We start from the raw sequence: 13,344 nt of genomic DNA, 5'->3' as shown, positions 1-13,344 counted from the left end.
CTTAAATATGTATTGTCATTACAGGTAAAGTGGAATGGTTGGTAACACCTTCGGCAATACTTTTTGAAAACAGACTTAAAAATCCTGTTTTACCGTGTGTGACCATTGCTATTAAATCTGAAGGATGTTGTTTTAGAAATGTATTGATGCCTGTTTCAACTGAGGGTTCATTATACACAGCCATTGAATAGTTTTTCAACTCCGGAAAGTTTTGTAACATTTTTTCAATAGGGTCTAGGCCAAGTTTAATATTATTGAAATCGGTCTCGGTATTAATACGCAATAAGTGGATGCGGGCACCACATTTATTAGCAATGGATATTACCTGCTTAAAAGCATCGGTTATATTCTCTTCGAAATTTGAAACAAATACAATATTCTTAAACGGAAAGTTGACCTCTTCATCTTTTACAACAATTACGGGTGCATTGGCTTTTCGTACAATTTCCTCGACATTGCTACCGGTAATTTCTCTTATGACACCTTTAGTGCCACTACTTCCTGTAATAATGAAGTCATGGTGGTAATGACCTGAATGGTCTAAAATATCGCCTTGACCAGCGTCAAATTGTAAGAACCTGCGACACTTTAATCCTTCACGTTCGGCTGTTTTCTCCAATTCTCTTAAAGCTGATTTTGCTTTACCTATTTGCTTTAATGTTTCAGGATATCGTTTTTCCTTTTCTTTATCCAGTTTTACCCAATCCACAGGGGTTTTCATAAGATGTAAAAAGTGAATTTCAGAACTGTATAACTTTGCCATTTCTATACCTAGTTGTGCTGCTTTATTGCAATTCTTTGAAAAATCGGTTGGTACTAATATGTTTCTCATTTTTTGATGGTTTATAGGTTCGTATATTTTTTAGTCTAGGGTAACTTCATTTCCAGAAGGTACTTTCTCTTCAAAACAGTCTAAATTGTATATTGTGGTATCTGCGATGTTTTTTAATGCGGTTTCGGTTAAAAAAGCTTGATGACTAGTAATGAGAACATTATTAAAAGTCATTAATCTGGCAATGACATCGTCTTGCAAAATGGTATCAGAGTGGTCTTCAAAAAACAGACCTTCTTCCTCTTCGTATACATCTATTCCGAAATACCCAATCTTGCCAGATTTTAATCCTTCAATAACGGCTTTGGTGTCAACTAGACCTCCGCGACTTGTGTTAATGAGCATAACACCTTCTTTCATTAGTGTTATGTGTTCTGTGTCTATTAAGTGCCTGGTTGATGGTGTCAATGGAACGTGCAGACTAATTATATCTGCCTGTTTGCAAATGGTGGTACAGTTGGTGTATATGACATCATATAAATCTATCAGGTTCTTATCTTCAGAAACATCGTGGGCTAGTATCTTACATCCCAAACCGTGCAGTATTTTTACGAGTACTGCTCCTATTTTTCCTGTACCAATAACACCTACTGTTTTGCCGTTTAGGTCAAATCCTGTAAGCCCGTTCAGCGAGAAATTTTGTTCTCGAACTCTATTGTGCGCTCTAACAATCTTTCGGTTAAGTGTTAAGATGAGTGCAAGAGTATGTTCTGCTATAGCATATGGTGAGTAGGCTGGTACACGAGCTACTTTTAGTCCTAGTTTGTCAGCTTTTTTTAAATCAACGTGATTAAAACCCGCTGAGCGCAATACGATATATTCAATCCCTTGTTGGTACAATATATCTAAAACTTCAGCAGAGGCATTGTCGTTTGAGAATAGTGCGACAGCTTTTGAGCCTCTTGCTAATCTAGCTGTTTCTTTAGTAAGCCTGTATTCCAGAAAATTCAACTCGTGCTTTCCATCATTAGCTTTAACAAGGGAAGGTTTATCAAATTTATGTGTACTGAATATTGTTGTTTTCATATCTTAATAATTTATGAACCAAAAACTTTTAAAAGGTCTTGCAATTCTTCATCTATATGATGCTGTTTTACGACATTTTGAAATGGGGTGGTGCAAATCATATTATTATATAACCCTACCATAACATTTTCAGAACCTCGCAAAAGCACGTCTATAGAAGCAGCACCAAGTCTTATCCCCAGCATTCTGTCAAAAGCTGATGGATGGCCGCCACGTTGAACGTGTCCTAGTCTTGTTATTCGTAAATCTATATCTGGGTTGACTTCCTTAATTTTGGATGCGACTAAATCTGTACCTGTTTCATCACCTTCGGATACTACAATTAGGAATGCATCCTCGCTATGGTAATTTTTAACTTTTTCTAGTAAGAGGTGTAAGTCCTGCGTACTTTCAGGAATTAGGATGCCATTGGCACCAACCACTAATCCTGAATGGATACCAATATATCCAGAATCTCTTCCCATTACTTCTACAATGAACACACGGTTATGGGATTCAGCGGTATCTCGTATTTTATCAATATTTTCAATAGCAGTATTTACAGCAGAATCAAAGCCTAGGGTATAATCCGTTCCAGCAAGGTCATTATCAATAGTTCCAGGAATACCAATAAAAGGGATGTCACATATTTCTGAAAAGGCCAATAGACCTTTAAAAGTGCCATCGCCGCCAATAGCAATTAGGGCATCTACATGGGCTTTCCGTAGAGTTTGTAGCGCTTTTTCACGGCCTTGCAGGGTCATAAAGCGCTCACTTCTTGCCGTTTTTAGAATTGTGCCACCTTGATGTACTAACTTTTGTAAATCGTGTGATTTTAATGGAATTAAATCACCATCTATTAATCCCTCATATCCTTTTCTAAAACCGCTTACTTTAATCTCATTAACTTCAGCACATTTTGTGATTGCATACAATGCAGCATTCATCCCAGGACTGTCGCCTCCGGATGTAAATACGCCTATATGTTTAATTTTATTCGTGTTCATTTGATATTTTTTTTTGTAATCTTATTTCTGAAATAGTAAAATCTTGAATTACCTTCCAAACAAATTCTGCCTCTTTCAGAAAGAATTGATGGTCTCCTTCCGATGAAGTAATAAAGTGTACGTTTTTAAATTCCCTTGATAATTTTAAGGCATTTTCTAAAGGTGCCGTAGTGTCTTTTTCCCCGTGAATAAAAAGGATACCTTTATCCTTAATTTTCCTTGCTATCGCAAATAAATCTGTTTTCAAGATGACTTCTGTGAGCGAATAATAATAACTCATCCAATGATGCTTTTTTGCATCTTCATAAACTTCATCCGTTAGGTTATCAGGCTTGAATGCACTTGACATAAATATGGGATGAATCATACAGATGTATTTCGAGAATTTGCTTGTTGAAATCCTATCTACAAAGGAATGTGTGGACATAACTTTCTTAAATTCATAAACATCTTTATAAACAGGTATGCCTATAAGTATTCCTGCTTTGAACCAAGTTGGTTGCTTTTCCAATAGTGCCAACGAAATTATAGCTCCCATTGAATGTCCAGCAATAAGTATATTTCCATCGTTGAACCCTTCCTTGTTTAGAACTAATTCTAAAGCTTGTTGCTGACTTAATAGAGAATAATCACTTTTTGGTTTTGGCGAATCACCAAAACCGAGAAGGTCAATAAGAAGTAATGTATGTGTTTTGGTAATCCCATCTAATTCACGTTTCCAATATTTTATAGAGCCTGTCAATCCGTGCAACAAAACAAGTTTGTTCTCTCCAGAACCTATTATTTCATAGTTCAATGAAGTTTTGTTGGCATCATAAGCTGGTTGCTTACCAATCTTGTAATGTTGATAACCTGCTATAGCAATAACAGGAAAAATAAACACTATGGATATGAGTAGTAATGTCATTGTTTTGAACTTTCATTTACTATATTTCTATTTACTAAAATTGGCGTTTTACCATAAAACTTATTGAAGACTACACAAGCAGTTAAATCACCAGTTACGTTAACAGCAGTCCTGAACATTCCTAACAGCCTTTCTACTCCAATAATAATGATTATGCCTTCTGAGGGTATGCCAACGCTACTGAGTACTGAAGCCAAAATAACTACACCACCACCTGGTATAGCAGGTGTGCCAATGGATGCAGCTACAATGGTAACGATGACCACTATGATGTTTAGTAAACTCATTTCCAAGCCATAGGCTTGAGCGATAAACAGCGTAGTTATGGTTTGATAGAGTGCAGTTCCATCCATATTAACTGTAGCACCAATGGGAATTATAAAATTGCTGATGGTCTTGTCTACTTGTAGTTCTTCTTCAGCGGTTTTTAGTGATAAGGGCATCACAGCCGCAGAACTTGTCGTTGAAAAAGCCAATAGTTGTACATCCCTTATTTTTTTTAGGAATTGAAATGGGTTTGTTTTTCCCAATAGTGCAACAAGTCCTAAATAGAAAATCACCAATAATAGAAGGCCAAGAAGTACTACTCCTACATAGTATGTTAGACCAGATAAGGAACTTAATCCAACACTAGAGGTAAGCTGCGCCATAAGACCAAAAACGGCAATAGGTACTAGAAGCATTGACCATTTTACTACCGTCATACAGACTTCCTGTATGGCACTTAAAAGAAGCTTTACTGGGCGCAGTAAAGAATCCTCAAGTGATAGCACAGCTACACCAATAATGATTGTGAAAATCACAATACTTAACATTTCACCACTTACCATTGAGGCCAAAGGATTTTCTGGAAGCAAATTTGATATAGCGTCAGGGATGTTTTCAAGTCCGAATGACAGCTCGGTGCCTTCTGAATTTACGGATGATACATCATTATGTTCTGATAGTGCCTGTTGGTGCAAGAAGCGTCCTGGTTTGAAGAGCTGAGAGATAATGGTACCAAGACTTACCGAAACTATAGTAGTGCCTAGAAAATAGAGTAACACACCACCACCTAATTTTTTTAGGCTGCCCTTATCATTACTTGCAATACCAGTGATGATAGATGCAACAATCAAAGGAATCATAATCATTTGAACCAACTTTAGAAAAAGTACACCAGGAAGTGCTAGCCAATTACCTGCCACGTCAGCTGTTTCTTTAGATATCCAACCATTTTGAGGACTCAAGAGCAAACCAAACCCAACACCTAGAAACAAAGCGATGATTACTTTGAGCCATAGGCGATTCTCTACCAGTTTTACCAGATAGTCGTTTAGTGATTTAAGTGATTTTATCTCCGTGTCAAACATTTCCTATTTTGTTATGCTATACTGATTTTTGAATCCAAGTAAACACTTTGAACCAACTTCAATAATTCAACGCCTTCACCGAAAGGCTTTTGAAAAGCCTTTCTTCCTAATATTAGCCCTGAGCCTCCAGCACGCTTATTAACTACTGCTGTTGTAATAGCTTCAGTTAAATCAGTTTCCCCTTTAGAGCCACCACCTGAATTAATCAATCCTATTTTTCCCATATAGCAATTTGCTACTTGTAATCTGCATAAATCAATAGGGTGTTCTGTAGTGAGCGTTTCATACATTTCATCATCATATTTACCGAAATCGATATTCTTAAAACCAAAATTGTTGGTTGGAAGTTTTTGCTTAATAATATCTGCCTGTATGGTTACACCTAAATGATTTGCCTGACCAGTTACATCGGCAGCTGCGTGATAATCTTCTTTTTCTGTTTTGAATGCTTCGTTTCGGGTGTAGCACCATAAGATGGTTGCCATACCCAGATTATGAGCCTCTTCAAAAGCTTCTGAAATTTCTTTGAGCTGTCTATTGCTTTCCGCTGAACCAAAATAGATGGTAGCACCCACGGCAACCGCTCCCATATCCCAAGCCGCTTTTACCTTACCAAATAGTGTTTGGTCATATTTATTAGGATAGGTAAGTAGTTCATTGTGATTAATCTTCACAATAAAAGGTATTTTATGGGCATATTTTCTGGCATTTAGTCCCAAAACGCCAAAGGTTGATGCTACTCCATTACAACCAGCTTCTATAGCGAGCTTAATAATGTTTTCTGGGTCAAAATAATCTGGGTTTTTATAAAATGAGAAAGCAGCACTATGCTCAATACCTTGGTCAACAGGCAGGATGCTTAAATACCCAGTTCCTGACAGATTTCCGTGACCGTATAACTGTGAAAGACTGCGTAGTACCTGTGGATTTCTATTGCTATTAATAAAAACCTTGTCAAGGCTATTATCACTTGGTGTTAGTAATTCATCTTTTGTTATTTTTTCACAGATGTGATTTAAATAATAGGGTGCTTTTTCGCCTAATATTTCTATAATGTTGTTGCTTGTTTTCATTTTTGATAAGAATTAGTGTATACCTAAGCTTTCATTGGTTTTAGATATAGATTTAGTCCCATTTGCCTCTATTCCAGTAAGTGCCCTTATAGCATCTATAGTTTCTGGTATTACTATAGCTTGGTTATCCACGATATAGGCATAAAAGAGTTCATCTCCCTGTACTTTCAACATATCTTCCCAAAGGGCCACTTCATACATATCGCCCCAAGGTCTTCCCATATCCAAAAACATTTCTTTAATGGTATTGTTTGAGACTAGGCCTTGGTCATATTGAATAAACTTTATACGACTAGACGTTTTAAAAGCATTTAAAACTTCTTCTTTCGAGGCTTGCTTTTTTAACTTCACGTTCCAGTAGTGCATATGGCTTAAAGTTTCTGGAACTTTTACCGCAGAAGTAATCACATCTAATTCTGGGTCAACGCTTTTAGCATCCGGACCTTGATGGCTCGGGATATCTCTTTCGGGCACCATGGTGTTCATTATACCACCCAAATGACTTTCCCAAGGGTCTGTAGCTCTTCTTAAAAGCGTCCCTCTGGCATAATCCAATAAATCAGCTCTTTTTAACGCGGTTAACGTTCTTAATATAGAGGTTGTATTGCAAGAGACTACTCTGGTCGCGTCTCTATTTAACGCCGATTCATAATTATTTTCGGCACTAAAGGAATGCCCCGTGGTTTCGTGTTTTTCGCCACCGTGCAATATGAATTTGATGTTCTGTTCCTTATAGATTGCCACGTTTTGAGCTGCAATCTTTTTAGGGGTGCAATCCACAACAAGGTCTGACTTATTTAAAAGTTCTTGCATATTTCCTTTTATTGTAATGCCTTCAGACTTCATTTTGTCTTCAGCTTCATCAGTTGCTGAATAGATATCATACTCTTTTCTTACCGCATTTTGAATGCGCCAATCGCTTATGATATCACATACTCCAGAAAGCTTCATATCATCCTGTAGGTTGATTGCATCGGCCACTCTTTTTCCTATTACTCCGTATCCTATTACTGCTATTTTTTTCATATTATATTGTTTTAAGTGTTTGATTTTTTATTAAAATGATGGAACCGATAATGCCTGCAATTAAGGAAGCAAACAGGATGCTTACTTTTGCTGTATAGATAAATTCTTCATCGGCAAATGCCAATTCGTTTATAAAAAGGGACATTGTAAACCCGATACCAGCTACAAAGGCAATTCCGTAGATGTGATACCAAGTAATATTTTTAGGAAGTTTTGCTAATTTTAGAAAGACCAAAATTTTTGAAAATAAGACGACACCAATAAACTTTCCGAATATGAGACCAAAACCTATTCCTAGACTTATCGGATGGGTAAGTACTTCCAACACTTTGCCGTGTAGGTGAATACCAGCATTAGCAAAAGCGAATAGTGGTAGTACGATAAAATTCACAAATGGATTTAAAGCATTTTCAAGCTTTTGGAATGGTGTTTCAGCTTCTGAACTTGTAGTTTTGATTTCTTCTAGTATTTCTAATTGGGAATGAGAAATTAGCGAACCTCTTACAGGTTTTTCTTTATTGAACTTGTTGTGTAATGTCGCAAGGCGTTGTAAAAATGTAGCCTCGTTTATTTTTACACGACCTGGTATAGCTAGGGCTGTTAGTATGCCAGCAATAGTAGGGTGTACTCCTGAGAAGAAGAAAGCTAGCCAAACACCACCTATTCCTATAATGGCATAGAACCAAGTTTTTCGTACTCCAGCATAATTGCCAATAACTAGTAATCCAAAGAAAAGAAAGGCGTGAAATAAATCCATAGTGGATATACCAGAAGTATAAAAAAGTGCAATTACCAATACACCGCCTAAATCGTCAACGACAGCAAGTGTTACTAGGAAGACACGTAATGCAATGGGTAAGCGTTTTCCGAAAAGAGCTAGTACACCTAAAGAAAAAGCAATATCGGTAGCCATAGGTATTCCCCAACCTTGTGAAGCTTCACCGGTAGTGTTGAGGATAAAATATATGAGGGCAGGAAGAACCATTCCCCCAATAGCGGCACCAATAGGCAATACTGCATTTTGAGGTGTTGATAGTTTTCCACCTAATATTTCTCTTTTTAATTCTAAACCAACCTGAAGAAAGAACAGAGCCATTAATCCATCATTAACCCAGAGTAGTAATGGTTCGGTCAATTGAAAATTACCGATGCTAAATGAAATAGTAGTATTTAGAATATTTTGGTAAGTGCTTTGCCAAGGTGAATTTGCCCAAAGCATAGCTATTGTTACTGCTATTAAAAGCACAATTCCTGTGTTGCTAAATACTTTATTCGTAATGTTCCAGACGCTATTATGTGCAGTACTTTTAATCATTGATTGTTATTTTTTTTACTGCGGGTTGCGAATTGATTGTGGATTTTGATTCTGATGGTTTGTTGAAATTTCTAATAATCAGGCGGTTGCTCTTTTCGTAAGTGAAATAGCTTACCGCCCAATTAAAACCAACCATCAATCTATTTCTAAAGCCGCTAATGGACATAAGGTGAACAATAGACCAGAGTAGCCAAGCGAAATAACCACCAAATCTGAATTTGCCTAAATCGGCTACTGCTTTACGTTTACCTACTGTCGCCAATGAACCTTTATCGTGATATTCAAAAGGTTTAATAGGCTTGTTTTTTATGATATTTAGGATTGATGTACCTAAGTACTTTCCTTGTTGAATAGCTGTTTGCGCAACCTGTGGATGCCCTTTTGGTGTTTTTTCGGTAATTACAGCCGCTATATCACCAATGGCGAATATGTTTTTATAATCTTCTACCATCAAAAAGGGGTTGGTTTTAATACGGTTACCTCTGACAACATATTTTTTGTCAATACCTTTTGGAAACTGGCCTTTTACACCTGCTGTCCAGATTAGATTTTTTGCCATAATGATGTTATCACGATTTGTGATAACCTTTGAGCCATCATAATTACTTACTGATTCATTGAGTAATACATTTACATTCAAATCTTCTAGGTATTTTAGGGTTTTTGATGATGCCTTGTCTGACATCGAGCTTAACAACTCACCCCTAGCTTCTATCAAATAAATGTTCATTATAGTTGAAGGGTATTCTGGGTAATCTTTAGGAAGGATGTATTTACAGAATTCCGCTAAAGCTCCAGCCATTTCTACTCCTGCAGGACCGCCTCCAACAATCACAAAATTGGTTAGTGTATCACGTTCTTCATCATCACAGGTAATAGCAGCCTGCTCTAAATTTTGCAACATCATGTGTCGGATATTGAGAGAATCGCGAATATCTTTCATCCCCAAGCTGTTATCAGCTACGTTATCCATACCGAAGAAATTGGTAGTTGTTCCTGTAGCTAACACCAAATAATCGTAATGAACATCTCCTTTATTGGTTCTTACAATATTTGAAGTAGGTTGAATTTCTTCTACTTCTGCCAATCGAAAAACCACGTTTTTATAACCGTTAAACTGCTTTCTGAAGGGAAACACGATGCTATCGGGCTCTAGGGCACTAGTTGCCACTTGGTAAAGTAATGGCTGAAACTGATGAAAGTTGTTTTTGTCAAACAAAACCACTTGTACCTTTTTGTTCTTTAGTTTTTCTACCAAAGCCAAACCTGCAAAACCACCGCCTACAATAACCAAACGCGGCCAATTGGTGTCTGGTAGGCATATATCATCTGTTACTTTACAAGTAGATTTTGATGATATACTATGTATGTGATTATCTTCCATAATTATTTTAGATTCTCTAACTGTTGTTTTTGTCCCTTGCTATCATTACCGAACATTTAGCGTGGGTGGCTAAATATTGTGAAACAGAACCCAATAATAGACGTGAGAGCGCACCCTGACCTTGAGAGCCAACTACAATTAAATCAGCATCCCAATCTTCAGCCTTTTCTAGAATTACATTTTTGGGTAGCCCGCTAACAACACTAGTGGTTATGGTAAGTGTTTTATTTAAATTCTTAAGGTTGTCACTGGCTTCAGAAACAATTTTTTCACCCAATTTTTGAGCACCGCTTATGAATTCTTCATAATAATTGTTTAAGCTACCACCTGTAGCCATCAGTTCAGGGCCTATTGCTGTAGGAAATTCGTAAACGTTTATAATACAAATCTCCGTACTTAGTGGCAAGGTTATTCTGTTAAGCTGCTCAACAGCTGCTTTACTGAAATCTGAACCGTCTAGAGCCAATACTATTTTCATAATTTTTAGTTTATTAATAGAAATATTTTAGGCTTTATTTTTACTTATAAAGCTTTGGGCGTCTTGTTTTGAAGCGAAATAAAAGACGCTCCCTTTACTTTTATCCTGAACGATTACAGCATTGGCCTTGTCTACTTTTGTATCATCAATCGGATTACTTCCAAAGCGGACATTGTCAATGTTTTTCTGAAGTTTCTCAACACAGCCTTGACAACAACCAAAGTAGATTGTACCATCTACATCTATCGGTATTTGTTTTACACCCATAAACCTGTCGTTTACCATACAGACTTTTTCATTCGGTACGATTTCATAAGTTGTTTGAGAAGCAACAGCTGAATTCATTTGAATGGGTTTTGTTTTAGTGACTGCAAGCGTAGCTGTTTCAGGCTTATCTTTTTTCTGGTTGGAACACGAAAGCAATATTATTGAGGCTAAAATCAAAAATAGAATACTGATTAATAGCTTGTAGATTCTTCCGCTTGGATTTTCTACTGTTACTACTATGGGTTCGTTGTTCGGTTGTTTAAAATATCTTCGTTTCATTTTTTAAATTATTATTGATTATGAGTTTTATTTAGGCTAATTAGTTTATGCCAATACAAGTGTTCATATAAGCCAGACCAATACATTCCAAAGGTGAAGGCAAAAAGTAATTCTTCAATTGGGATTCCTAAGACTAGAATATGGGTGAGATTGTCGAGATTCCAATATAGTTCCACATACTGGGGGTAAAATGGAAGAATACTTCCAAAGTATATGAAATACAGTATGGTAAACAAGATGCCCCCAACCCATATCTTTCTTTTTAAATCTGGGCGACAGTATAGCGTGGATAGACCACCGATGAACATTGCTAAAGTGCCACAATAAATATGATTTAGTGTTGTAAAAACTGCTAGAATAAGGAAAACTAAAGCAGGTATAAATAAGATATATTTATGCAAAAGATGTCTTCTGTGATTTCGCTCTGTATGGTCTACTTCAATAAGGTTTTGTTTAAAAATTAGATTATAAAGTACCACGCCAATACCACCGATGGCAAAAGAAAAAATAAGGCTTTCGATATCGAAGCCTGTTTTTTGAGCCAAATCAAACAGCGAGGGTGGAAACCAATATTCTGGTACAAATAACGGTTCTGTTAAACCAAAGGGCATAGTAATAAGACTCATTTTGAGCATTTCTTTTCTATACCCTCTCTTTGAAACATAGATTATTGCCCAAAGGGTAAGAATGATAAGTGACCATATGAACCATACGTATTGCATAGTTTTATATTTTTTGGATTTTCAAATAATTAACCGTTTCCTTTACGGATAAGGGATAGGTGGCATTACCTGTTCTAACATAAAAGGTTGTTTTTATTCCATCATTAACATAGACTGGATTAGGTGAGGATTCAACATCTACTAAACATATATCTTTCCCGTTTATCTGATAAAAAGAAACATGGTTACTAAAACAAGCTTCGTGGTCTATATAGGTGGAGACAATACGAAAGATTTCTCTTTCATACCCATCTCTATTCTTATGTTTAAGGGTGTTGTAATCTTTTTCGAGTCCTAAAATGACTCCATCATCATCTACACCAATAATTAATTTCCCTCCATCAACATTCATGAATCCAACTATTGTTTTTGCAATTACAGCTTCTAAGTCTTTATTGGCTCCTTTTTTAAAATAGTCATATTTTATTGACGATTTAAATTCTACCCAATTATGCTCTCCTAATTCTATAAGTTTTAAAACATCTCGTTTCATAAGGTGTTCTTGTTTTTTTACCAAGTTTTTTTTCTTAATGAAGCTTATCCAAAATATGCCAGACAGTAATCCCAAACTGGCTCCAAGTATTGAAAAAAGTCCACCCATTCCTGCCATGTTAAATGTAAAGGACTCCAAGAGACGTTTTTGTAAAATTTCTCTAAATAGCTCTACTGAAAAAGAATTTTTACTAAACTCAAACCAATAGACAACCATTGTAAAAGGGTGAATTAAGAAATAGAATATCCCTGTACCTATAAGTATATGAATTAAAATTAATTTGATTTTTTTTATGTTGGTACTAGTCTTCATTCAAATAAGCTTATAATTTCTCCCCTTGAAATATCATATTGTATGTTATATCCTCTACTGTTCTTTTGAAGCTATACTCAAAAGTATGGTTGAGCATATCAAAGCCTCCAAAATGTTCATCGCCTTCTTGGTGCTCATCATTTAAATGATGGGTCCATTCGGTTTCATCATTTTGCATATGTCCCATCATGCCCCCATTGGTGTGACCTTGTCCAAGCATATGACCATACATGTTTTCAAAATCTTCACCTGTGGAACATACCATTGCACCATCAATATCTTCATAGTAATTAAGTATGAACGTGGAATCAGTAACTGCACTATTGAAATGGATTCGAATTGTTTTATTCCCAATTTTACTTATATTGGCCGTAGCATCTTCTTCGGTATCTATAATTATTCTATCCATGTCATCAATTATAGAAATTGTACCTACATAGTTACCTTCTATATCTATATCAGAAATTAATTCTGATTTTTCACATGCCGCCAAGACAACTAATAGTAAACTAGTTGAAATGGTTAATAATTTAATTTTTTTCATTTTCTTAATTTTTATCTTAGTCATTTTTAAATCTCCAGAAATTTTTATCGTCGCTTTTATAGGTTAAACCTTTTTTGTTCTAATTTGAGCATTATAAAAAGCGCCAATACAAGCACCAATTAACCATCCTAAAATGAACGTCTGAATTATACCAAATAAAGCTTCCAATAAGGGAACATCCATTCTTATAATATCGGTAGTATCTAAACCGTGTAACAGACTATTAAAAAAGGTAATTGTTCCTTCTTGTCCTGCTGTAGCCATTACGATCATACAGCCCAAATAAATCAGTGCACCTGTAAATCCAAAGGCAAAACCGAGTTTTTTTATATTTAATCGATACATAAT

General features: G+C 36.0%; 15 protein-coding genes. All 15 read right to left on the bottom strand.

What is annotated here, in order from left to right; genetic code table 11:
* Position 1: 1 nt before the first annotated feature.
* The 15 genes from O5O44_RS14645 to O5O44_RS14575 all read right to left on the bottom strand — a co-directional run bounded on the left by O5O44_RS14645 (position 2) and on the right by O5O44_RS14575 (position 13,341).
* Entirely contained in the window at positions 2 to 832 is an 831-nt protein-coding gene (locus O5O44_RS14645) for a universal stress protein (protein WP_289194973.1), read from the bottom strand.
* A gap of 30 nt (positions 833 to 862) precedes the next feature.
* Complete coding sequence (locus O5O44_RS14640) at positions 863 to 1,858, bottom strand: 2-hydroxyacid dehydrogenase (RefSeq protein WP_289194972.1); 996 nt, start codon at positions 1,856 to 1,858, stop codon at positions 863 to 865.
* Between the two features lie 11 nt (positions 1,859 to 1,869).
* Positions 1,870 to 2,844, bottom strand: coding sequence for an ATP-dependent 6-phosphofructokinase (locus O5O44_RS14635; RefSeq protein ID WP_289194971.1), 975 nt, complete (start codon positions 2,842 to 2,844; stop codon positions 1,870 to 1,872).
* A complete protein-coding gene (locus tag O5O44_RS14630) occupies positions 2,831 to 3,751 on the bottom strand; it encodes an alpha/beta fold hydrolase (protein WP_289194970.1) in 921 nt (306 codons plus the stop codon). Before O5O44_RS14630 ends, O5O44_RS14635 begins: the two co-directional genes overlap by 14 nt.
* Positions 3,748 to 5,103, bottom strand: coding sequence for a dicarboxylate/amino acid:cation symporter (locus O5O44_RS14625; RefSeq protein ID WP_289194969.1), 1,356 nt, complete (start codon positions 5,101 to 5,103; stop codon positions 3,748 to 3,750). Before O5O44_RS14625 ends, O5O44_RS14630 begins: the two co-directional genes overlap by 4 nt.
* 11 nt (positions 5,104 to 5,114) lie before the next feature.
* On the bottom strand, positions 5,115 to 6,176 hold the full coding sequence (locus tag O5O44_RS14620) for a class I fructose-bisphosphate aldolase (RefSeq protein WP_289194968.1): 1,062 nt from the start codon (positions 6,174 to 6,176) through the stop codon (positions 5,115 to 5,117).
* 12 nt (positions 6,177 to 6,188) lie between these two features.
* Positions 6,189 to 7,202, bottom strand: coding sequence for a type II glyceraldehyde-3-phosphate dehydrogenase (locus tag O5O44_RS14615; protein WP_289194967.1), 1,014 nt, complete (start codon positions 7,200 to 7,202; stop codon positions 6,189 to 6,191).
* 1 nt (position 7,203) lies between these two features.
* The gene (gene nhaA, locus O5O44_RS14610) at positions 7,204 to 8,517 is read right to left on the bottom strand and encodes a Na+/H+ antiporter NhaA (protein WP_289194966.1); all 1,314 of its coding nucleotides are present in this window, start codon (positions 8,515 to 8,517) and stop codon (positions 7,204 to 7,206) included.
* The gene (locus tag O5O44_RS14605) at positions 8,510 to 9,901 is read right to left on the bottom strand and encodes an NAD(P)/FAD-dependent oxidoreductase (RefSeq protein WP_289194965.1); all 1,392 of its coding nucleotides are present in this window, start codon (positions 9,899 to 9,901) and stop codon (positions 8,510 to 8,512) included. Before O5O44_RS14605 ends, nhaA begins: the two co-directional genes overlap by 8 nt.
* 16 nt (positions 9,902 to 9,917) lie before the next feature.
* Positions 9,918 to 10,379, bottom strand: coding sequence for a universal stress protein (locus tag O5O44_RS14600; protein WP_289194964.1), 462 nt, complete (start codon positions 10,377 to 10,379; stop codon positions 9,918 to 9,920).
* Positions 10,380 to 10,406: 27 nt separating this feature from the next.
* Positions 10,407 to 10,925 carry a hypothetical protein gene (locus O5O44_RS14595; protein WP_289194963.1) on the bottom strand — a complete coding sequence of 173 codons (519 nt, stop codon included), beginning with the start codon at positions 10,923 to 10,925 and terminating at the stop codon, positions 10,407 to 10,409.
* Positions 10,926 to 10,936: 11 nt separating this feature from the next.
* On the bottom strand, positions 10,937 to 11,647 hold the full coding sequence (locus tag O5O44_RS14590) for a lycopene cyclase domain-containing protein (RefSeq protein ID WP_289194962.1): 711 nt from the start codon (positions 11,645 to 11,647) through the stop codon (positions 10,937 to 10,939).
* 4 nt (positions 11,648 to 11,651) lie between these two features.
* A complete protein-coding gene (locus O5O44_RS14585) occupies positions 11,652 to 12,452 on the bottom strand; it encodes an AlbA family DNA-binding domain-containing protein (protein WP_289194961.1) in 801 nt (266 codons plus the stop codon).
* A gap of 10 nt (positions 12,453 to 12,462) precedes the next feature.
* Positions 12,463 to 12,996 (bottom strand): hypothetical protein, encoded by a 534-nt coding sequence (locus O5O44_RS14580; protein WP_289194960.1) that lies wholly within the window; start codon positions 12,994 to 12,996, stop codon positions 12,463 to 12,465.
* 63 nt (positions 12,997 to 13,059) lie between these two features.
* The gene (locus O5O44_RS14575) at positions 13,060 to 13,341 is read right to left on the bottom strand and encodes a DUF5676 family membrane protein (RefSeq protein ID WP_289194959.1); all 282 of its coding nucleotides are present in this window, start codon (positions 13,339 to 13,341) and stop codon (positions 13,060 to 13,062) included.
* Positions 13,342 to 13,344 lie beyond the last annotated feature (3 nt).

Source organism: Algibacter luteus (genome assembly GCF_030344935.1).
In the GTDB taxonomy this organism is placed as follows: domain Bacteria; phylum Bacteroidota; class Bacteroidia; order Flavobacteriales; family Flavobacteriaceae; genus Arenitalea; species Arenitalea lutea.
The sequence above is the reverse complement of the archived record's forward strand: the minus strand, read 5'-3'. Positions and strand labels throughout refer to the sequence as shown.